This is a genomic window from Roseateles sp. SL47, from assembly GCF_026625885.1.
Classification (GTDB): Bacteria; Pseudomonadota; Gammaproteobacteria; order Burkholderiales; family Burkholderiaceae_C; genus Roseateles.
Map to the genome: position 1 here is coordinate 5,798,960 of NZ_CP113068.1, position 22,488 is coordinate 5,821,447.

The window sequence follows — 22,488 nt, forward strand, 5'->3', positions numbered from 1 at the left end:
GGTGCGAAGTGGAGTTCAGGTCAGCGAAGTATCGACGTCCCGACGCTCCAATGACAAATACTCTTGCGACTGCATTTCCTGCAGTCTTGACACAGTGCGCGGAAACTCGTGCGCGAGCGGGCCTTCGGTGTAGAGCGCTTCCGGCGGTACGGCTGCCGAAATCACCAGCTTGCACCGGCGGTCATACAGCACATCCACCAGCCAGGTGAAACGGCGGGCCTCGCTGGCGAGCTTGGGCGGCATTTCCGGCACGTTGGACAGGATGACGGTGTGGAACTGGGTGGCCAGCTCCAGATAGTCGTTCTGGGAGCGCGGGCCGCCGCAGAGCTGGCGGAAATCAAACCACACCACACCACCGGCCCGGCGACGGGCGCGCAGTTCCCGATGCTCGATGTGCAGCACCGGATCTTCCTCGCGCGCTTCCGCCAGGGATTCAAAGACAGCGGTGAGTGATTGCTCAGCCTTGTCGTTCAACGGGTAGTGATACAGCTCCACATGCTCCAGCGAGCGCTGGCGGTAGTCGGTGCCGTTGTCGACATTGATGACTTCCAGATGGTTCTTCAGCAGCTCGATGGCCGGCAGGATGCGGTCCCGATGCAGGCCGTTGGGATAAAGACCGTCGGGATGGAAATTGGAGGTGGTGACGATGGACACCCGGTTGCGGAACATCGCGTCCAGCAGCCGATGCAGGATCATCGCGTCGGTGACGTCCGCCACATGGAACTCATCAAAGCAGATGAGCCGGAAGCGCCGGGCGATGCGCTTGCCCAATTCCTCCAGCGGGTCCTGGATGCCCTTGAGTTCCTGCAATTCACGGTGCACCTCGCGCATGAACTCGTGGAAGTGCAGCCGCGTCTTGCGGGTCAAGGGCACCGCCTGGAAGAAGCAGTCCATCAGGAAGCTCTTGCCACGCCCCACGCCCCCATACATGTACACACCGCGTGGCAGCGGCGGCCGCACCAGCAGCTTGCTGATCGCATTGGAGCGTCGTGCCTTGTAGGCGGCCCATTCATCCTGGCAACGCTGCAGGGCCGCGACGGCACGCAGTTGTGCGGGGTCGGCGGTGTAGCCGCGTTCGGCGAGGGTCTGCTTGTAGAGCTCGGTGACGGTGGTCATGCAACAGGATAGGCGTCGAGTGGGCCGATGAAGGGGCCAGGGCCGGTGTTGGCATGAGTGCCGACACCGAGGCTGAAAAGACAAAGGGGCGACTCATCGCCGCCCCCTGTCACTGCATCCGAGGCGGGCCTCAGAAGTTCAGCGTGCGCTTGTCCACGGCCAGGGCCGCTTCCTTGGTCGCCTCGCTCAGCGAGGGATGCGCGTGGCAGATGCGGGCGATGTCCTCGGCCGAGGCCTTGAACTCCATGGCCACCACGGCTTCGGAGATCAGCTCCGAGGCCATCGGGCCGATGATGTGCACACCCAGGATCTCGTCGGTCTTGGCATCAGCCAGGAACTTGACGAAGCCGGTGGTGTCACCCAGCGCGCGCGCACGGCCGTTGGCCAGGAACGGGAACTGGCCTGCCTTGTAGGCCACGCCTTCCGCCTTGAGCGCCTGCTCGGTCTTGCCCACCCAGGCAATTTCCGGGCTGGTGTAGATGACCCAGGGGATGGTGTTGAAGTTGACATGCCCGTGCTGGCCGGCAATGCGCTCAGCCACGGCCACACCTTCTTCTTCCGCCTTGTGGGCCAGCATCGGGCCGCGCACGACGTCACCAACGGCCCAGACGTTGGGCAGATTGGTCTTGCACTCGTCGTCCACCACCACGGCGCCACGCTCGTCCAGCTTCAGGCCGACGGCGTCCGGGTTCAGGCCGATGGTGTTGGCGACACGGCCGATCGAAACAATCAGCTTGTCCACCGCCAGCGACTGTTCCGCGCCCTTGGCGTCGGTGTACTTCACCGTCACGCCGGAAGCGCCGTTCTCAACGGACGAGATCTTCACGCCCAGCTCGATGTTCAGGCCTTGCTTCTTGAAGACCTTGGCCGCTTCCTTGGCCACGGACTCGTCGGCGGCACCCAGGAACGCGGGCAGCGCTTCCAGGATGGTCACCTCGGCGCCCAGACGGCGCCACACCGAGCCCATTTCCAGGCCGATGACGCCGGAGCCGATCACGCCCAGCTTCTTCGGCACGGCCGGAATGCGCAGGGCGCCGTCGTTCGAGAGGATGTTGACCTCGTCGAACGGAGCCCCCGGCAGTTGGCGGGCATTCGAGCCGGTGGCCACCACCACATGCTTGGCAGTGATCGTCTCTTCAGCGGCGCCGGCCACCTTCAGCTCGTAACCACCGTCCTTGGCCGCCACGAAGGAGCCGCGACCGTGGAAGAACGTCACCTTGTTCTTCTTGAACAGGTAGAGGATGCCGTCGTTGTTCTGCTTCACGACGCTGTCCTTGCGGCCGATCATCTTGGCGATGTCGATCTTCAGGTCAGACATCGAGATGCCGTGGTCGGCAAAGCCGTGACCGGCGTGCTCGAAGTGCTCGCTGGACTGCAGCAGGGCCTTGGACGGAATGCAGCCGACGTTGGTGCAGGTGCCGCCAGGAGCGGGACCGCCCTTGTCGTTCTTCCACTCGTCGATGCAGGCCGTGTTGAAGCCCAACTGGGCCGCGCGGATGGCCGCGATGTAGCCGCCAGGGCCGCCGCCGATCACAACGACGTCAAATTGCTTGCTCATGGTCGCAGGGGTCCTTGGCTTACAGGTCGAACAGCAGACGAGCCGGATCTTCCAGCGCGTCCTTCATGGCCACCAGACCCAGCACGGCTTCGCGGCCGTCGATGATGCGGTGGTCATAGGACATGGCCAGGTAGTTGATCGGACGGATCACGATCTGGCCGTTTTCCACCACGGCGCGGTCCTTGGTGGCGTGCACGCCCAGGATGGCCGACTGCGGCGGGTTGATGATCGGCGTGGACAGCATCGAGCCGAAGGTGCCACCGTTGGAGATGGAGAAGGTGCCGCCGGTCATTTCTTCGATGCCCAGCTTGCCTTCCTGGGCCTTCTTGCCGTATTCAGCGATCTTCTTTTCGATGTCGGCAAAGCTCATCTGGTCTGCATTGCGCAGGATGGGCACCACCAGGCCGCGCGGCGAGCCGACGGCGATACCGATGTCGAAATAGCCGTGGTAGACGATGTCGTTGCCATCCACCGATGCGTTCAGCACCGGATACTTCTTCAGGGCATGCACGGCGGCCTTCACGAAGAAGCTCATGAAGCCCAGCTTGGTGCCATGTTCCTTGGTGAAGCTGTCCTGGAACTTCTTGCGCAGTTCCATGACCGGGGCCATGTTCACTTCGTTGAAGGTGGTCAGGATGGCGTTGGTGGACTGCGACTGCAGCAGGCGCTCGGCGATACGGGCGCGCAGGCGGCTCATCGGCACGCGCTGTTCCGGGCGGTCGCCCAGGTTGGCGGCGACCGGTGCGGCCACAGCCGGCAGCGGCTTGGCCGCCGGTGCAACAGGGGCAGCCACCGGAGCGACCACGGCCGGCTTGGCGCCGCCTTCGATGGCCCCCAGCACATCCCCCTTGGTGACGCGGCCGTCCTTGCCCGTACCTGCCACCGAACCGGCGGCCAGGTGGTTGTCAGCCATCAGCTTCGCAGCGGCGGGCATGGCCACGCCGGCCTTGGAAGCGGAGTCGCTGGACGCGGCGGCAGCAGCGGGTGCTGCGGCGGCCGGAGCCGGAGCAGCCGCGGCGGGCGCAGCGGCGCCGGCCTTGGCTTCGGTGTCGATACGGGCGATGACCTGGTCGGAGGTCACGGTGCCGCCATCGGCCACCACCAGTTCGGTCAGCACGCCAGCGGAGGGGGCCGGCACTTCCAGCACGACCTTGTCGGTCTCGACTTCGATCAGGATTTCGTCCACGGCCACGGCTTCACCGGGCTTCTTCTTCCACTGCAGGAGGGTCGCTTCTGCGACCGACTCGGACAGCTGGGGGACTTTGACTTCAACGATTGCCATGATGTTTGTTCTCTCGGTTTTTCACGAAACCGGAGCTTTGCGCCTGTCCGGCTGCTGGCGCATGCCTCTCTGGGGAGATCCGCAGGAGGGCATGCGGCACAGCGGCCGGTGTTATTGCGGCGCTCAGCGTCCGCAATAACTTACTTGGTCAGCACGAAACCCTTCAGCTTGCCGTAGGCCTGTTCCAGCAGCGACTTCAGTTGCTCCTGGTGCAGGTGGGAATAACCGACGGCCGGCGATGCGGAAGCCGGACGGCCGGCATAACCGAGCTTCTGGCCTTCCAGCATGTTTTCGTGGATGTAGTGCTGGACGAAGAACCAGGCGCCCTGATTCTGCGGCTCGTCCTGGCACCAGACGATTTCGGTGGCGCCGGGGTACTTCTTGACTTCGGTCGAGAAGGCCTTGTGCGGGAACGGATAGAGCTGTTCCACACGGATGATGGCCACGTCCTTCTTGTCGCCACGCGCCTTCACCAGGTCGTAGTACACCTTGCCCGAGCAGGCGATGATGCGCTTGACCTTGCTGGCGTCGACTTCGGCGTTCAGCTCCGGGATCACGGTGCGGAACTCACCCTTGGTGAATTCGCTGACCGGCGAGGTGGCGTCCTTGGCGCGCAGCAGCGACTTGGGCGTCATGATGACCAGCGGCTTGCGGAACATGCGCAGCATCTGACGGCGCAGCAGATGGAAGATCTGCGAGGCGGTCGTCGGCTGGACGACCTGCATGTTGTTGTCCGCAGCCAGCTGCATGAAGCGCTCCAGGCGCGCCGAGCTGTGCTCGGGGCCCTGGCCTTCATAGCCGTGCGGCAGCATCAGCGTCAGGCCGTTGGCGCGGCCCCACTTCACCTCACCGGAGGCGATGAACTGGTCGATCACGACCTGGGCGCCGTTGGCGAAGTCACCGAACTGCGCTTCCCAGATGGTCAGCGTGTTGGGTTCGGCGGCGGCGTAGCCGTATTCGAAGCCCAGCACCGCTTCTTCGGACAGGATCGAGTCGATGACAACAAACGGTGCCTGGCCTTCTGCGACGTTCTGCAGCGGGATGTAGGTGCCGGTGTCGAAGCGCTCGCGGTTCTGGTCATGCAGCACGGCATGGCGGTGGGTGAAGGTGCCACGACCGCAATCTTCACCAGACAGACGCACCGGGTAGCCCGAGGCCACCAGCGACGCGAAGGCCATGTGCTCGCCCATGCCCCAGTCGACATTGATGTCGCCACGGCCCATGGCGGCGCGGTCGGCGATGACCTTTTCCACCAGCGGGTGGGCCTTGAAGTCGGCCGGGGTGGTGGTGATCTTCTCGGCCAGGCGTTTCCACTCGGCCACCGGCAGCGCGGTGTCGCAGCTGTCGGTCCACTTCTTGCCGAGGAACGGGGTCCAGTCGGTGGCGTACTTGCTCTTGAAGTTCGTCAGCACCGGGTCGACCGTGTGGCGGCCTTCGTCCATGGCGGCACGGAAGGCCTTGACCATGGCATCCGGACCGTCGGCCGGCAGCACGCCTTGCGTGGCCAGCTTGTCCCCGTACAGCTTGCGGGTGCCGGGGTGGGCGGCGATCTTCTTGTACATCAGCGGCTGGGTGAGCGCGGGGGTGTCCTGCTCGTTGTGGCCCAGCTTGCGGAAGCAGACGATGTCCACCACCACATCTTTCTTGAACTGCTGACGGTATTCCAGAGCCAGTTGGGTGGAGAACACCACGGCTTCCGGATCATCGCCATTCACGTGCAGCACCGGGGCTTCGACCATCTTGACGACGTCGGAGCAGTACAGCGTCGAGCGGATGTCGCGCGGGTCGCTGGTGGTGAAGCCGATCTGGTTGTTGATGACGATGTGGACGGTACCGCCGGTGTAGTAACCGCGGGTCTGGGCCAGTGCCAGCGTTTCCATCACGACACCCTGGCCGGCGAACGCGGCATCGCCGTGCACCAGCACCGGCAGCACCTGGTCGCCGGTCTTGTCGCCACGACGGTCCATGCGGGCCTTGACCGAACCTTCCACCACCGGGTTCACGATTTCCAGGTGGGACGGGTTGAAGGCCAGGCTCAGGTGGACGGGGCCGCCGCTGGTGGACACGTCGCTGGAGAAGCCCTGGTGGTACTTCACGTCACCCGAGGGCAGGTCTTCCGGCGCGGTGTGGTCGAACTCTGCGAACAGGTCGCGGGGCATCTTGCCCAGGGTGTTCACCAGCACGTTCAGGCGGCCACGGTGGGCCATGCCGATCACGATTTCCTGCACGCCCTTGGCGCCGGCGCTTTGCACCAGTTCGTCCATCGAGACGATGAAGCTCTCGCCGCCTTCCAGCGAGAAGCGCTTCTGGCCGACGTACTTCGTGTGCAGATAGCGCTCCAGGCCTTCCGCCGCGGTCAGGCGGTCCAGGATGTGCTTCTTCTTTTCAGTGGGGAAATTCGCCTTGCTGCGGGCGGCTTCCAGGCGTTCCTGCCACCAGCGCTTCTCGACCGGATCGCTGATGTGCATGAACTCGGCGCCGATGCTGCCGCAGTAGGTGTCACGCAAGGCCTGCACGATCTCGCGCAGGGTCATGTTCTCGGCCTTGGTGAAATAGGTGTTCGTGGCGCTGAAGCTGATGTCCATATCAGCTTCGGTCAGCCCGTACGACGCCGGTTCCAGTTCGGGGATCTGGGGGCGCTCGGTGCGCTTGAGGGGGTCCAGGTCGGCCCAGCGGGAGCCCAGGAAGCGGTAAGCGGCAATCAGCGATTGCACATGCACCTGCTTGCCGGCGACGGCGAGCTCGTTGCTCGAAACCTTGGTATTAAAGGCGTTGGCCTTGGCGCGCTGCGCGAAGGATTCCACCACCGGCGCATGCGGAACGTCCCGCTTGTCGCTGCCATCCACCGCAGGCACGTGCTGCAGTGCATCGAAATAGGCACGCCAGTTGTCTGGCACGGCGCCGGGGTTGTCGAGGTACTGTTCGTACATTTCCTCGACGTAGGGGGCGTTGCCCCCGAACAGGTAGGAATTCGACCTGTATTGCTGCATCATCTTCGCTCACCTTTTGCCCCGGCTTCCAGGGCTATCGGCTGGTTGATAAACCTTCCGCGACACGGCTTGACCGGTTGGCGGATTGCGACCCGCCTTCACTGTTGCCAGAAAAGGGGACGGGAAGGACCTCAAGTCACAAGCGCCGCACTGTAGCACTTCGGCAATTCCGGCGCGTTACTGAAGGCGTCCACTTTTCATCGAAAAGTCTAGGCCATGTGAGGAGGTGCCGTGGTCGTTAAACCACGGACCACCACGCTCATCGAGCAGGTATTGGACGGCTACGGCGACTAACCGCTACAACGTTGCGCCCTCCTTCGGGGCGGACAAAGGCCGGAACGACCCGCGCGCCAATCGCACTTGGGTACAACTGGGTACGTGGGGACGAGCGCTGTCCAGATCAAGGCGCAGCCCGGCCGGCCGGGGCCTCAAACGTTTGCGATCGGGTGCTTCATCGCCTAGACTTCCGCCCGCGGTTCCGCCCCGCGATTGAATGGCGGGCCGCCGGGACACAGGAGATCCCAATGCAAGTTCGAGTCGTCGACTATCGTGCTGCGGACGCAGCCGAGCAGTTCACACGTTCCCTGCACGAAACCGGTTTTGGCGTGCTGGTGAACCATCCCCTTCCGCAGAGTCTGGTCGAAAAGATCTACGGCGACTGGCTGGGTTTTTTCAACGGCAGCAGCAAACACGACTTTGCTTTTTCTCCGGACACCCAGGACGGGTATTTCTCGACGGAGATTTCGGAGACGGCCAAGGGGCACCAGCAAAAGGACATCAAGGAATATTTCCATGTCTATCCGTGGGGGCGAATTCCTGAGGCACTGAAGCCGGACGCACTGCGTTATTACCAGATCGCCAACGATCTTGCGGCCGAATTGCTGTCCTGGGTGGAGAAGCACACGCCGGCGGACATTGCCCGCAATTACCGGGAGCCGCTGTCCAACATGATCAAGGACAGCCGACTCACGCTGCTGCGAGTCCTGCGCTATCCGCCGCTCACGGGTCAGGAGCCTGAAGGTTCGCTGCGTGCGGCGCCGCACGGTGACATCAATCTGCTGACCATTCTGCCGGCGGCCAATGAACCGGGGCTGCAAGTCCAGGCGAAGGACGGCAGTTGGGTGGACGTACCCAGCGACTTTGGCATGTTGATCATCAACATTGGCGACATGCTGCAGGAGGCGTCTCAGGGCTACTACCCTTCGACGCAGCATCGAGTGGTCAATCCGACGGGCGACGGTGCCAAGAAGAGCCGTGTTTCGTTGCCGCTATTCCTGCACCCTCGCGAGGATGTGGTGCTCTCGGACCGCTACACCGCGCACGACTACCTGGAAGAGCGTCTCCGCGAGCTCGGCGTCAAGAAGTAAGGGCCCCCCTTCCCCACCCGGCCTCACTTCTCCGCGCCCCCCGGCCCTCGGTCCCCCACAGGAGGCTGTGCGCTGCCCTTTCCCGGAAGTCAAGGAGGAGGCCCCACAGGGGCCGGGGGACATGAAGGGAAAGGGTGGCGCACAGCCTCCCGCTCACCCCCCGCCCCGCCTTCCGGCGCATCACTCGGTCTCCCACAGGAGGCTGTGCGCCGCCCTTTCCCGGAAGTCAAGGAGGAGGCCCTGAAGGGGCCGGGGGACATGAAGGGAGAGGGTGGCGCACAGCCTCCCGCTCCCCCCCGCCCCGCACTACAGTGCCCCCATGCCCCCGCGCGTTGTCTGGATCCACCCCGAAGCCCCTCCGAAGCCGGACGCAGGCGCTCCCTGCAATGGTTGCGGCCTGTGCTGCCTGGCCGAGCCGTGCCCGGTTGGCGTTCTGGTCACCCGCCGCACCCGAGGCCCTTGCACCGCGCTCGAATGGTCTCCCACTGCTGCGCGGTATGAATGCGGCATGCTCACCCACCCCACGCGCCACTTGGGCGTGCCGGGCCTGCGGCGCCTCGCTCCCCACTCGCTGTTCAACCGCCTCCTGCGCCGCTGGTCCACCCGCATGATTGCCGCTGGCATCGGCTGCGACGCCGACCTCACGGTGACACCATCGGCCCCTGCCCCACCGGCCTCCTCCCCGGCCACCCCACCGGCCTCTAAGGACAATCGCTAAGCCCCCGCCCCTCCCCCAGCCACTAGCATGGCCCTCGACTTGCTTCTCCAAGAACCTGCTCAGGAGTTATGCCCATGGTCTGTTTCCCTCGTGCCTTTTGGTCCCGCTCGTCTGAATTGCGCAAGCCGCCATTCGCTGCTGGTGCACGGCGGCGCACCACACTCGGCACAACACTGTGCGCCACCGCGCTCGGCCTTGCCCTGACCGCTGCCGCACACGCCGTGCCCCTGCGCTGGGCCGCCCAGAACGACATCCTCACGCTGGACCCTCACTCGCAGGACCACAGCACCACCAGCGCCATCCTCCAGCACAGCTACGAAGGCCTGACCCGCTACAACGAGCAATGGGAAGTCGAGCCCTGCCTGGCCACCAAGTGGACGACCGTCAGCCCCACCCTGTGGCGCTTCGAACTCCGCAAAGGCGTCAAGTTCCACGACGGTTCCCCATTCACCGCCGACGACGTCATCTTCAGCTTTCAGCGCATCCGACAGCCGCAAGGCACGATGCAGATCTACGTGACCGGTATCAAGGAAATCAAGAAGGTCGATGACTACACCATCGATCTGGTCCTCGACTCGCCGCAACCGATCCTGCTGCGCAATCTGATCGACTTCCGCATCATGAGCAAGACCTGGGCGGAGAAAAACAAGGCCACCCAACTGGCCGACTACAAATCCAAGGATGAAAACTACGCCAGCCGCAATGCCGTCGGCACCGGCTCGTTCAAGATCACCGGCTGGCAGCCCGACCAGCGCGTCACGATGGTGATCAACAAGGACTGGTGGGACAAACCCAAAGGCAACATCACCGAGATCACCTATCTACCGATCAAGTCGGACCCGACCCGCGTGGCGGCTCTGGTGTCTGGCGAAGTGGACCTGCTGACGGATCTGCCCACCCAGGACGTGGCGCGCCTCAAGAATGACGGCAAGCTCAAGGTCATCGAAGGCCCTGAGACGCGCACCATCTTCTTCGCGCCGGACCTCGGCAGCGACGAACTGCGCGGATCCTCGGTGAAAGGCAAGAACCCATTCAAGGATGTGCGGGTCAGGCAGGCGCTGAGCATGTCGATTGATCGTGAGGCCATCAAGCGCAGCATCATGCGCGGCTTGTCAGTCCCTGCGGCCCTGATGGTGGCGCCTGGTGTCAACGGCTACTCCGCCGAACTGGACAAGCCGCTGCCGCCCGATCTGGCCAAGGCCAAAAAACTGCTGGCCGATGCCGGTTATCCGAGTGGTTTCGAGATTCCGCTCAACTGCCCCAACAACCGCTACGTCAACGACGAAGAAGTGTGTCTGGCCGTGGTGTCCATGTGGGCCAAGATCGGCGTGACCGCGCGGCTCACCGCACAACCCATGTCGCAGCACAGCCAGCAGTTCCAGCGCTTTGAATCGCCGCTCTACATGCTGGGCTGGGGCGTCTCGACCAACGATGCGCTCTATTCGCTGCAAGCACTCGCCCGCACTCGCAGCGGCGGCCCGGATGGCAGCTTCAATTTCTCCAAGGTGAGTGACCCGACCCTGGACAAACTGACTGATGCCATCAAGGGCGAAATGGATGTGAACAAGCGCAATGCGCTGATTCGCGAGGCGCTGATTCTGGTGCGCGACCAGGCACTGTTCATTCCGCTGCACCACCAGGTACGACCGTGGGCGATGAAGACGGGCGTGGAGACCTTGCATCGGTCGAATGACCGGCCAGAGGCGAGGTTCACGACGATCAAATGAAAAAAGGGGCATGTGCGAGACATGCCCCTTCCAGTTGCGGAACTACCTGAACTCAGACTAGCAATACTGTTGTGCCCGCAGCGATAGGGGTTTCGACTGCCATGCCAGTGCCAGCCTGTTCCATAAACGGGGCTACCGTCCAGTACTGAATCGAAACGGATGCGCTGGCGTTGCCGTAAGCATCGACTTGTCGGAATTCTCGTCCCTGGTATCCACCGCTGTATTCGGTCGCGGGGCTAAAGGAACTGGAGCTGGAAAAATCGATCCATTTACCATTGCCCCAGACCTCCACGTGGCCGCCGGCTTCAACGTTGTTAAAGACAATCGTCGGGTTGTCTTTGTAAAACATAACTGCGCGCCCGTCTGCGGCGTAACCTGCGATGTTTGTGGCCGAAATGGACAACTTCGCGGCAAACGAGTCCTTCACCACGTCAAACGTGGTTGGCGTACTTAGATTACCGGCACGGTCCATCTGGACAATCTGCACGCTATTTGCCCCCTCCTTGAGTGAGCTTGCAGACAGTGCGGTCCCGGATCCGGTGGTCCATGTGAGCCCTGCGTCAAGACTGAATCGCCATTCGGCACCTGGTTCGATCGTAAGGTTCAGCTTCCCGCTGCCATTGAGAGTGACCTGACCCGAGCCATAGGCGCTCAGATCCACCACAGGCTCGAATGGCGCCGTCGTGTCTTTAAAGACTTCTACGGTTGCCATTTGGCTCGCATTGCCGACGCGATCGAACTGAACGATCTGAATGGTGTTGGCCCCCTCGACCAGATCTGTCGATTCAATACCGCTCGCGGTACCTTGCCGCCAAGTAGTGCCGCCGTCGGTGCTGTAGCGCCATTGCGCATCAGCTTCAGTGGTGACGCTAATACGGCCGTCCGCATTGACCACGATGGGGTCTTGGGTCGTACCAGTGCCAGAGACGGCCGGGTGCGACTGAGAGCCTGTCGTCGAGTTGGCGAGGTCCGGTCCGGGGAGGGTTGGTGCCGTGGTGTCTTTAATCACTTCGACCATGGTAGGCAAGCTAACGTTGCCAGCCTTGTCCACTTGCACGACCTGGATGGAGTTGTTGCCTTCGTTCAGATCGGCGGCAGTAATAGCCGTGCCGGTCCCCGGCTTCCAGGTCTGGCCACCGTCGGTGCTGAAGCGCCAGTCGGCGCCAGCCTCGATCCCGACATTCACGCTGCCGTCAGCATTGATCAGTAGCGGATCAGCGATTGTGCCAGTACCGGTGGCGCCTGAGCCGGTGCCCGCGACTTGCGCCACAGGTGCCACCGGGGCCATGGTGTCCTTCACCACTTCCACGATGGTCGGTGCGCTGGTGTTCCCAGCCTTGTCCACCTGAACAATCTGGATCGTGTTGTTTCCTTCCTTCAGATCGGCTGCAGCGATACCGGTGCCGGTGCCTGGCTTCCAGGTCTTGCCGCCATCGGTGCTGAAGCGCCAGTCGGCGCCGGCTTCGGTAACCACGTTCACAGAACCGTCCGCCTTGATCACGATCGGATCCGCAGCCGTGCCAGCACCGGTGGCGCCAGTGCCCGAGCCCACGCCCTGGGTGGCCGGAGCCGTCGGAGCGGTCGTGTCCTTCACCACTTCCACCGTAGTCGGTGCGCTCGGATTCCCCGCCTTGTCCACCTGAACAATCTGGATCGTGTTGTTGCCTTCGTTCAGGTCGGCTGCAGCGATACCGGTGCCGGTGCCCGGCTTCCAGGTCTTGCCGCCATCGGTGCTGAATCGCCAGTCGGCGCCAGCTTCGGTACCCACGTTCACAGTGCCATCGGACTTGATCACGATCGGATCCGCAGCCGTGCCGGCACCGCTGGCACCCGAGCCCGAGCCCACGCCCTGGGCTGCAGGGGCCGTCGGAGCCGTGGTGTCCTTCACCACTTCCACCGTGGTCGGTGCGCTCGGATTCCCCGCCTTGTCCACCTGAACAATCTGGATCGTGTTGTTGCCTTCGTTCAGATCGGCTGCAGCGATACCGGTGCCGGTGCCCGGCTTCCAGGTCTTGCCGCCATCGGTGCTGAAGCGCCAATCGGCGCCGGCTTCGGTAACCACGTTCACAGAACCGTCCGCCTTGATCACGATCGGATCCGCAGCCGTGCCAGCACCGGTGGCGCCAGTGCCCGAGCCCACGCCCTGGGTGGCCGGAGCCGCCGGAGCGGTCGTGTCCTTCACCACTTCCACCGTAGTCGGTGCGCTCGGATTCCCCGCCTTGTCCACCTGAACAATCTGGATCGTGTTGTTGCCTTCGTTCAGGTCGGCTGCAGCGATACCGGTGCCGGTGCCCGGCTTCCAGGTCTTGCCGCCATCGGTGCTGAATCGCCAGTCGGCGCCAGCTTCGGTACCCACGTTCACAGAACCGTCTGCCTTGATCAGGATCGGATCCGCAGCCGTGCCAGCACCGGTGGCGCCCGAGCCCACGCCCTGGGCGGCAGGAGCCGTCGGAGCCGTGGTGTCCTTCACCACTTCCACCGTAGTCGGTGCGCTCGGATTCCCCGCCTTGTCCACCTGAACAATCTGGATCGTGTTGTTGCCCTCTTGCAGATCATCTGCCGAGATGCCCGTGCCGGTGCCCGGCTTCCAGGTCTGGCCACCGTCAGTGCTGAAGTTCCAGTCCGCACCAGGTTCGGTACCCACGTTCACAGTGCCATCGGACTTGATCACGATCGGATCCGCAGCCGTGCCAGCACCGCTGGCACCCGAGCCCGCGCCCACGCCCTGGGCGGCAGGGGCCGTCGGAGCTGTGGTGTCCTTCACCACTTCCACCGTGGTCGGTGCGCTCGGATTCCCCGCCTTGTCCACCTGAACAATCTGGATCGTGTTGTTGCCCTCTTGCAGATCATCTGCCGAGATGCCCGTGCCGGTGCCCGGCTTCCAGGTCTGGCCACCGTCAGTGCTGAAGTTCCAGTCCGCACCAGGTTCGGTACCCACGTTCACAGTGCCATCGGACTTGATCACGATCGGATCCGCAGCCGTGCCGGCACCGCTGGCACCCGAGCCCGCGCCCACGCCCTGGGCGGCAGGGGCCGTCGGAGCCGTGGTGTCCTTCACCACTTCCACCGTGGTCGGTGCGCTCGGATTCCCCGCCTTGTCCACCTGAACAATCTGGATCGTGTTGTTGCCCTCTTGCAGATCATCTGCCGAGATGCCCGTGCCGGTGCCCGGCTTCCAGGTCTGGCCACCGTCAGTGCTGAAGTTCCAGTCCGCACCAGGTTCGGTACCCACGTTCACAGTGCCATCGGACTTGATCACGATCGGGTCGGCAGCCGTGCCGGCACCGCTGGCACCCGAGCCCGCGCCCACGCCCTGGGCGGCAGGGGCCGTCGGAGCCGTCGTGTCCTTCACCACTTCCACCGTGGTCGGTGCGCTCGGATTCCCCGCCTTGTCCACCTGAACAATCTGGATCGTGTTGTTGCCCTCTTGCAGATCATCTGCCGAGATGCCCGTGCCGGTGCCCGGCTTCCAGGTCTGGCCACCGTCAGTGCTGAAGTTCCAGTCCGCACCAGGTTCGGTACCCACGTTCACAGTGCCATCGGACTTGATCAGGATCGGATCCGCAGCCGTGCCAGCACCGCTGGCACCCGAGCCCGCGCCCACGCCCTGGGCGGCAGGGGCCGTCGGAGCCGTCGTGTCCTTCACCACTTCCACCGTGGTCGGTGCGCTCGGATTCCCCGCCTTGTCCACCTGAACAATCTGGATCGTGTTGTTGCCTTCGTTCAGGTCGGCTGCAGCGATACCGGTGCCGGTGCCCGGCTTCCAGGTCTGGCCGCCATCGGTGCTGAATCGCCAGTCGGCGCCAGCTTCGGTACCCACGTTCACAGAACCGTCTGCCTTGATCAGGATCGGATCCGCAGCCGTGCCAGCACCGGTGGCGCCCGAGCCCACGCCCTGGGCGGCAGGAGCCGTCGGAGCCGTGGTGTCCTTCACCACTTCCACCGTAGTCGGTGCGCTCGGATTCCCCGCCTTGTCCACCTGAACAATCTGGATCGTGTTGTTGCCCTCTTGCAGATCATCTGCCGAGATGCCCGTGCCGGTGCCCGGCTTCCAGGTCTGGCCACCGTCAGTGCTGAAGTTCCAGTCCGCACCAGGTTCGGTACCCACGTTCACAGTGCCATCGGACTTGATCACGATCGGATCCGCAGCCGTGCCGGCACCGCTGGCACCCGAGCCCGCGCCCACGCCCTGGGCGGCAGGGGCCGTCGGAGCCGTCGTGTCCTTCACCACTTCCACCGTGGTCGGTGCGCTCGGATTCCCCGCCTTGTCCACCTGAACAATCTGGATCGTGTTGTTGCCCTCTTGCAGATCATCTGCCGAGATGCCCGTGCCGGTGCCCGGCTTCCAGGTCTTGCCGCCATCGGTGCTGTAGTTCCAGTCCGCACCGGCTTCGACGCCAACGTTCACGGACCCATCGGCCTTGATCACGATCGGATCAGCGGCCGTGCCGGCACCCGTGGCGCCAGAGCCCGTGCCCACGCCCTGGGTGGCAGGAGCCGTCGGAGCCGTGGTGTCCTTCACCACTTCCACGGTGGTCGGTGCGCTGGCGTTGCCAGCCTTGTCCACCTGAACAATCTGGATGGAGTTGTTGCCTTCCTTGAGATCAGCTGCGGCGATACCCGTGCCGGTCCCCGGCTTCCAGGTCTTGCCACCGTCGGTGCTGTAGTTCCAGTTCGCACCCGCTTCGACGCCAACGTTCACAGACCCATCGGCCTTGATCACGATCGGATCAGCGGCCGTACCAGTACCAGTGGCGCCAGTGCCCGTGCCCACACCTTGGGTGGCAGGAGCTGTCGGAGCGGTCGTGTCCTTCACCACTTCGACCGTGGTCGGAGCGCTGGCGTTGCCAGCCTTGTCCACCTGAACAATCTGGATGGAGTTGTTGCCTTCCTTCAGATCACCTGCAGCAATGCCCGTACCGGTCCCCGGCTTCCAGGTCTTGCCACCGTCGGTGCTGTAGTTCCAGTCCGCACCGGCTTCGACGCCAACGTTCACGGACCCATCGGCCTTGATCACGATCGGATCAGCGGCCGTGCCGGCACCCGTGGCGCCAGAGCCCGTGCCCACGCCCTGGGTGGCCGGAGCCGTCGGAGCCGTGGTGTCCTTCACCACTTCCACGGTGGTCGGTGCGCTGGCGTTGCCAGCCTTGTCCACCTGAACAATCTGGATGGAGTTGTTGCCTTCCTTGAGATCAGCTGCGGCGATACCCGTGCCGGTCCCCGGCTTCCAGGTCTTGCCACCGTCGGTGCTGTAGTTCCAGTTCGCACCCGCTTCGACGCCAACGTTCACAGACCCATCGGCCTTGATCACGATCGGATCAGCGGCCGTACCAGTACCAGTGGCGCCAGTGCCCGTGCCCACACCTTGGGTGGCAGGAGCTGTCGGAGCGGTCGTGTCCTTCACCACTTCGACCGTGGTCGGAGCGCTGGCGTTGCCAGCCTTGTCCACCTGGACGATCTGGATCGAGTTGTTGCCCTCGTGCAGGTCATCTGCCGAGATGCCACTGCCGGTCCCCGGCCTCCAGGTCTGTCCACCGTCGGTGCTGTAGTTCCAGTCCGCACCGGTTTCGACGCCAACGTTCACGGACCCATCGGCCTTGATCACGATCGGATCAGCGGCCGTGCCGGCACCCGTGGCACCCGAGCCCGTGCCCACACCCTGGGCAGCCGGAGCCGTCGGAGCGGTCGTGTCCTTCACCACTTCGACCGTGGTCGGAGCGCTCGGATTCCCAGCCTTGTCCACCTGGACGATCTGGATGGAGTTGTTGCCCTCGTGCAGGTCATCTGCGGAGATGCCACTGCCGGTCCCCGGCCTCCAGGTCTGTCCACCGTCGGTGCTGTAGTTCCAGTCCGCACCGGTTTCGACGCCAACGTTCACGGACCCATCGGCCTTGATCACGATCGGATCAGCGGCCGTGCCTGCGCCGGTGGCACCCGAGCCCGTGCCCACGCCCTGGGTGGCCGGAGCCGTCGGAGCGGTCGTGTCCTTCACCACTTCCACCGTGGTCGGAGCGCTGGCGTTGCCCGCCTTGTCCACCTGAACAATCTGGATCGAGTTGTTGCCCTCGTGCAGGTCATCTGCGGAGATACCACTGCCGGTCCCCGGCTTCCAGGTCTGGCCACCGTCAGTGCTGTAGTTCCAATCTGCACCGGCTTCGGTACCCACGTTCACAGTGCCATCGGACTTGATCACGATCGGATCAGCGGCCGTGCCGGCACCCGTGGCGCCAGAGCCCGTGCCCACGCCCTGGGTGGCAGGAGCCGTCGGAGCGGTCGTGTCCTTCACCACTTCCACCGTGGTCGGTGCGCTCGGATTCCCCGCCTTGTCCACCTGAACAATCTGGATCGTGTTGTTGCCCTCTTGCAGATCATCTGCCGAGATGCCCGTGCCGGTGCCCGGCTTCCAGGTCTGGCCACCGTCAGTGCTGAAGTTCCAGTCCGCACCAGGTTCGGTACCCACGTTCACAGTGCCATCGGACTTGATCACGATCGGATCCGCAGCCGTGCCGGCACCGCTGGCACCCGAGCCCGCGCCCACGCCCTGGGCGGCAGGGGCCGTCGGAGCCGTGGTGTCCTTCACCACTTCCACCGTGGTCGGTGCGCTCGGATTCCCCGCCTTGTCCACCTGAACAATCTGGATCGTGTTGTTGCCCTCTTGCAGATCATCTGCCGAGATGCCCGTGCCGGTGCCCGGCTTCCAGGTCTGGCCACCGTCAGTGCTGAAGTTCCAGTCCGCACCAGGTTCGGTACCCACGTTCACAGTGCCATCGGACTTGATCACGATCGGGTCGGCAGCCGTGCCGGCACCGCTGGCACCCGAGCCCGCGCCCACGCCCTGGGCGGCAGGAGCCGTCGGAGCCGTGGTGTCCTTCACCACTTCCACCGTGGTCGGTGCGCTCGGATTCCCCGCCTTGTCCACCTGAACAATCTGGATCGTGTTGTTGCCCTCTTGCAGATCATCTGCCGAGATGCCCGTGCCGGTGCCCGGCTTCCAGGTCTGGCCACCGTCAGTGCTGAAGTTCCAGTCCGCACCAGGTTCGGTACCCACGTTCACAGTGCCATCGGACTTGATCACGATCGGATCCGCAGCCGTGCCAGCACCGCTGGCACCCGAGCCCGCGCCCACGCCCTGGGCGGCAGGGGCCGTCGGAGCTGTGGTGTCCTTCACCACTTCCACCGTGGTCGGTGCGCTCGGATTCCCCGCCTTGTCCACCTGAACAATCTGGATCGTGTTGTTGCCCTCTTGCAGATCATCTGCCGAGATGCCCGTGCCGGTGCCCGGCTTCCAGGTCTGGCCACCGTCAGTGCTGAAGTTCCAGTCACTACCCGGATCGATGCCAATGCCCACCGTGCCGTCACCCCGGATGACGATGGGATCATCAACCGTACCGGTGCCGTTGCTAGACCCGTTGCCAGTGATTCCACCCGTGTTGCCGGTGCTCGTGCCAGCTTGGGCGCCCGGTGCGGCCGGACGCGTCGTGTCCTTCACGATCTCGATCGTCGTGGGCTCGCTCACATTGCCAGCCTGGTCCACTTGGACAATCTGGACGGAGTTGTTGCCTTCGTTCAGATCATCAGCGGAGATCCCGCTGCCGGAGCCCGGCTTCCAGGTCGTTCCGCCATCGGTGCTGAAGCTCCAGTCGGCACCAGGCTCGGTGCCAACGCTGACGGTACCGCCCGCCTTGACCACGATTGGATCCTCAGCTGTGCCCGCTCCGTTTCCGGACCCGTTACCACCGTGACTACCCGACCCATCGGCACCGGCAGCACCTGGCACATTCACCACCGGTGCATCAGGGGGCGTCGTGTCTTTAACCACCTCAATCACAATGGGCTCGCTCACATGCCCAGACTTGTCCACTTGAACAATCTTGATGGTGTTACTGCCCTCGTTGAGGTCATCCGCAGAGATGCCGCTGCCTGAGCCCGGCGTCCAGGTACGGCCACCGTCTTTGCTGTAGTACCAATCGGCGCCTTCACTAACGCCGATGTTCACCGTTCCATCGCTTTTGACGATGATGGGATCGGCCGCCGTACCGCTACCGCGTGCAGTTTCGGGCACCAGGACACTCGGCACCTCTGGCTTCGTGTCCTGCCCAACTCCCGACGAAGACGGGGACTTCGGAGCGCCGCCCGGTTGATCCTTTGCCGCTGCTGTGCCGCCCGCAGCCAGCCCACCCACCGCAGCGACACCGCCGATCATCGGCAGCGTCCACGCACCGAACACAGATCCCAGCGACGAGGCCCCCGCAGCACCTGCCACCGAACCAGCTTCACCCAACGCCGAAGCGGCTTGCGCGGCTGGACCGGCTTCACCAGCGCCAGACGCAGATGCAGCCGCACCAGACTCCGACTCGACGACACCATTCACCGCATCCAGCGGCTGCGACGCAACAGGGTCCACGGCTTCCGACGTCTCCGCCGGCGCACTCAAGGTCTGATCGTCGACAGTCGGAAGTTCCTCCCGATCGATTTTGAACTTGTGCTGCCTGCCAGAGGTGCTGTGTTTCAGCTGGTCTTGCTCGGAAGACGATTGAACGGAAGTGGACTTGACAGAAGATGAAGGGTGCTTGTTCATGAGGGTTCTCAACTACACGGTTGCCTTCCACATGGAAGTTCCGCTGCAGTCTAGAAATCAGACCCTTCTCACTCGAATAGCAAATTGTTGTCAACGACCGCACTGGATTTAGCAGCAACAGGTGGGTCGCTACCGCAGATCAGACGACAACCTTCCGTCGTTTGTCATCTGTCAAATGGCGAGGGGCTCCGATGGGGAGCCCCCTTCCGCTAAAGACACCGTCAAGGCTTCGCTGCTGCACACGCCGGCTGTGCATCGGCCTGGCTACACGGCAGCGGCGCTCCCCAAGGCCCGAGCCACCAGCGCCTGCTGCTGCTGGGCATGAATCACCGGGGACGCAGTCGCCCCCGCCGCTGTCACCGTCCGCGACACTTCGACCAGTTGGACGGATGCCGGCAACAACGCCTGCAGATCGTCTCGAATGAAGGGCCACGCGCCTTGGTTGCGGGTCTCTTCCTGCGCCCACACCACCGAGGTCGCCCCGGGGTATGCGGCCATCACCGCCGCCAGTTCCTCTGCGGGGAACGGATACAGGCGCTCCACCCGCACCAGCGCAATGCGGGTGGACTCGGCCTTCGGCAGCGCTTCGCGCGCAGACAGCAGGTCGTAATACACCTTGCCGCTGCACAGCACCACCCGTTGCACCTGCGCGCGCATCTCCGTGGTGTCATCGATGACCGGCTGGAACCGAGCCGTCGCCAGCGCCTCGACGGTGACGTGGCTGCGAACCTCATTCAGCAGCACCGCCTTGGGCGTCATCACCACCAGCGGCTTCTTCACCGGATCCATCGCCTGCTGCAGCAACAGCAAGGCCCATTGCGCGGCCGTCGAGGGATACGCCACCCGCAGGTTGTCCGCCCCACAGAGCAGCAGGAGTCGGCTCAGGAAGCCGTTGGAGTGCTCCGGCCCGATCCCCTCATAGCCATGCGGCAGCAGCACGGTCAGGCCGCTGGCATAGCCCCACTTCTCCTCACCAGAGCTGATGTATTGATCCAGGAACACCTGTGCGCCGTTGACGAAATCGCCGAACTGCGCCTCCCAGATCGTCATCGCCGAGGCAGCTTCCACGCTGTGCCCATACTCAAAGCCCAGCACCGCTTCTTCGGAGAGGATGGAGTTGTGCACCTCCAGCGGAGCCCGGCCGGTGAAGTGCGAGAGCGGCATCCACGTGGCCATGCCAAGCTCCGCCTGGTTGTGCCACACCGCATGCCGATGCAAGAAGGTGCCTCGCTGCACATCGAGGCCAGAGATGCGCAGCGGTATGCCGGCTGACAGAATCAGTGCATGCGCGATCGATTCGGCGGTGCACCAGTCCAGCGTCTCCGGTCCGCCCTGTGCCGCAGACTCCCCGCTGGCCAGGCGCTGCCATCGGGCCGCCAGACGCGCCAGCACCGGATGGGGCTCGAACCCCACCGGGACATCCGCCAGATTGGCCAGCACCCAGCGCAGGTGCGCGACATCCGGCATGATGCCCGGCTCGAGGGACGCAGCGCTGGTTGGTGCCGTCACCTCGGCGGTCACTGCGGGGGGCACCACGCTGGTAGCCGCGTGGTTCGCAGCCCCGGCCACGGCCGGGGTCGCTTCCCTGTGGCCTGATGTACGCAGCACCGCTGGATCAAACAGTTCCAGCGGCCGCAATGCCGCCTCCGCCCGCTGCGCCGTCACGATACCGCGCGCCACGAGGCTGTGGGCATACGCGGTGGCGACACCGGGCCTCGAAGGGAGATGACGATACAAGCGGGGCGCCGTGAACATCGGCTCGTCATGCTCGGAGTGCCCGAGGCGCCGATAACCAATCAGGTCAATGACCACGTCCGTGCCGAAGCGCGCACGATAGTCCACGGCCAGCGATGCAATCCGCTGCACGGCCTCGGGATCATCCGCACTCACGCGCAGCACCGGGGCATCCACCATGCGCGTCACATCCGTGCAGAAGCGGGCCTGCTGCTGGTCCATCCGATTGGGTTCGGTGAAGCCCAGCTGGTTGTTGATGATGATGTGGATCACCCCGCCCACCTCATACCCCGGCTTGAGCCCCAGGGCCAGGGTCTCCATCACCACGCCCTGTCCGGCGAAGGCGGCATCGCCATGCATCACCACAGGAAGGCACTGATCCTGAGTCAGCCCCTGTGCCGATCCACGCGACACACGCGTGCCACGTGCCATGCCCACCACCACGGGATACACGCTCTGCAGGTGAGACGGATTGCTGGCCAGCGTCACGGCCACGGCCCCGGAAGGCGTGGCCACCGCATAACGCCCGCCGAGGTGGTAGACCAGATCCTTCTGACGCTCCGGGTGCGCGGGAGCCGCTTCGAAGTAGTCCATGATCTCGGCCACTGGATGACCCAGCAGATTCACCAGCACGTTCACCCTGCCGCGATGCGGCATGCCCATGACGCAGCGCGTCACACCCCGCCCTGCGGCGCGGGCCAGCATCGCATCCAGCAACGGCACCAACGCCTCGTTGCCTTCGAGTGAAAAGCGCTTGCCATGAGGGTAACGGCGGGCCATGAAGCGCTCCCAGCCTTCCACACCGGCCAGGCGTTCAAGCAGGGGCACTGCGGACGCTGCCGACAGGCCCTCTGGTGGGGTGGGCAGGCCCACGGCCGCCCCCACCACCGCCGTCTCGATGCGTTGCTGTAGCCACTGGCGCCGCGTGCCATCGCGCACGGCAGAAAGGTCCACCGCAACGCTGCTGCAATACCACTGCCGAAGCCGCTGATGAAGTTCCAGCGCCCGCTGAGCGCCGAGCACGAGCCGGTCTTCCTCAGCCACAGGGGCGTCATCGGTCAGGCCGAATTGCGCCAGCGCTGGCACGCCCGCAGGGCCTGCAGCATCCGCTGGATTCAGCGAGCCCAGCGGGTCCAGTCGCGCAAAACGATGCCCCTGCAAACGGAAGGCCTCGATCAAATCGGCCACCCCCGGCTTGAGCCGTACAGGCGCGGCATCAGCCACCAGGCCCGCCACCTCGCCATCACGATCGAAACGACGCTGCGGAGCCCAAGCGGGTCCGACGGAATTGCGGTTCACAGACATGCCATCTCCCTTGACGACAAATGAGACCATCCAATCGGCCAGGACTCACCGTCGGCGCTCAAAGCGGCGTCTTGTGCCCTGCGGGCCACGCGTGGTGGCGGCCTGCGTCAGGC

General features: G+C 64.2%; 9 protein-coding genes. 3 read left to right on the forward strand and 6 right to left on the reverse strand.

The window, feature by feature from the left end; translation table 11 throughout:
* Positions 1 to 15: 15 nt before the first annotated feature.
* From zapE to OU995_RS25175, 4 genes are all read right to left on the reverse strand, one after another.
* Positions 16 to 1,116, reverse strand: coding sequence for a cell division protein ZapE (zapE, locus tag OU995_RS25160; protein WP_267832914.1), 1,101 nt, complete (start codon positions 1,114 to 1,116; stop codon positions 16 to 18).
* A gap of 130 nt (positions 1,117 to 1,246) precedes the next feature.
* Positions 1,247 to 2,674: a dihydrolipoyl dehydrogenase gene (gene lpdA / locus OU995_RS25165; RefSeq protein WP_267832915.1), complete on the reverse strand. Its 1,428-nt coding sequence runs from the start codon at positions 2,672 to 2,674 to the stop codon at positions 1,247 to 1,249.
* 19 nt (positions 2,675 to 2,693) lie between these two features.
* A complete protein-coding gene (odhB, locus tag OU995_RS25170; RefSeq protein WP_267832916.1) occupies positions 2,694 to 3,956 on the reverse strand; it encodes a 2-oxoglutarate dehydrogenase complex dihydrolipoyllysine-residue succinyltransferase in 1,263 nt (420 codons plus the stop codon).
* 140 nt (positions 3,957 to 4,096) lie between these two features.
* Positions 4,097 to 6,949 (reverse strand): 2-oxoglutarate dehydrogenase E1 component, encoded by a 2,853-nt coding sequence (locus OU995_RS25175; protein ID WP_267832917.1) that lies wholly within the window; start codon positions 6,947 to 6,949, stop codon positions 4,097 to 4,099.
* Between the two features lie 521 nt (positions 6,950 to 7,470).
* On the opposite strand from OU995_RS25175, the gene OU995_RS25180 reads away from it, so the two are divergent.
* The 3 genes from OU995_RS25180 (at position 7,471) to OU995_RS25190 (ending at position 10,758) form a co-directional block, all read left to right on the forward strand.
* The gene (locus tag OU995_RS25180; protein ID WP_267832918.1) at positions 7,471 to 8,313 is read left to right on the forward strand and encodes an isopenicillin N synthase family dioxygenase; all 843 of its coding nucleotides are present in this window, start codon (positions 7,471 to 7,473) and stop codon (positions 8,311 to 8,313) included.
* A 508-nt stretch (positions 8,314 to 8,821) separates the two neighbouring features.
* Positions 8,822 to 9,031, forward strand: coding sequence for a hypothetical protein (locus OU995_RS27630; RefSeq protein WP_420714763.1), 210 nt, complete (start codon positions 8,822 to 8,824; stop codon positions 9,029 to 9,031).
* 74 nt (positions 9,032 to 9,105) lie between these two features.
* A complete protein-coding gene (locus OU995_RS25190) occupies positions 9,106 to 10,758 on the forward strand; it encodes an ABC transporter substrate-binding protein (protein ID WP_267832920.1) in 1,653 nt (550 codons plus the stop codon).
* 52 nt (positions 10,759 to 10,810) lie between these two features.
* Here OU995_RS25190 and OU995_RS25195 read toward each other — a convergent pair whose 3' ends face one another.
* Both OU995_RS25195 and OU995_RS25200 read right to left on the reverse strand, forming a co-directional pair.
* Positions 10,811 to 19,192, reverse strand: a complete 8,382-nt coding sequence (locus tag OU995_RS25195; protein ID WP_267832921.1) for a hypothetical protein — start codon at positions 19,190 to 19,192, stop codon at positions 10,811 to 10,813.
* A gap of 408 nt (positions 19,193 to 19,600) precedes the next feature.
* Positions 19,601 to 22,375 carry a 2-oxoglutarate dehydrogenase E1 component gene (locus OU995_RS25200; RefSeq protein WP_267832922.1) on the reverse strand — a complete coding sequence of 925 codons (2,775 nt, stop codon included), beginning with the start codon at positions 22,373 to 22,375 and terminating at the stop codon, positions 19,601 to 19,603.
* Between the last annotated feature and the right edge of the window lie 113 nt (positions 22,376 to 22,488).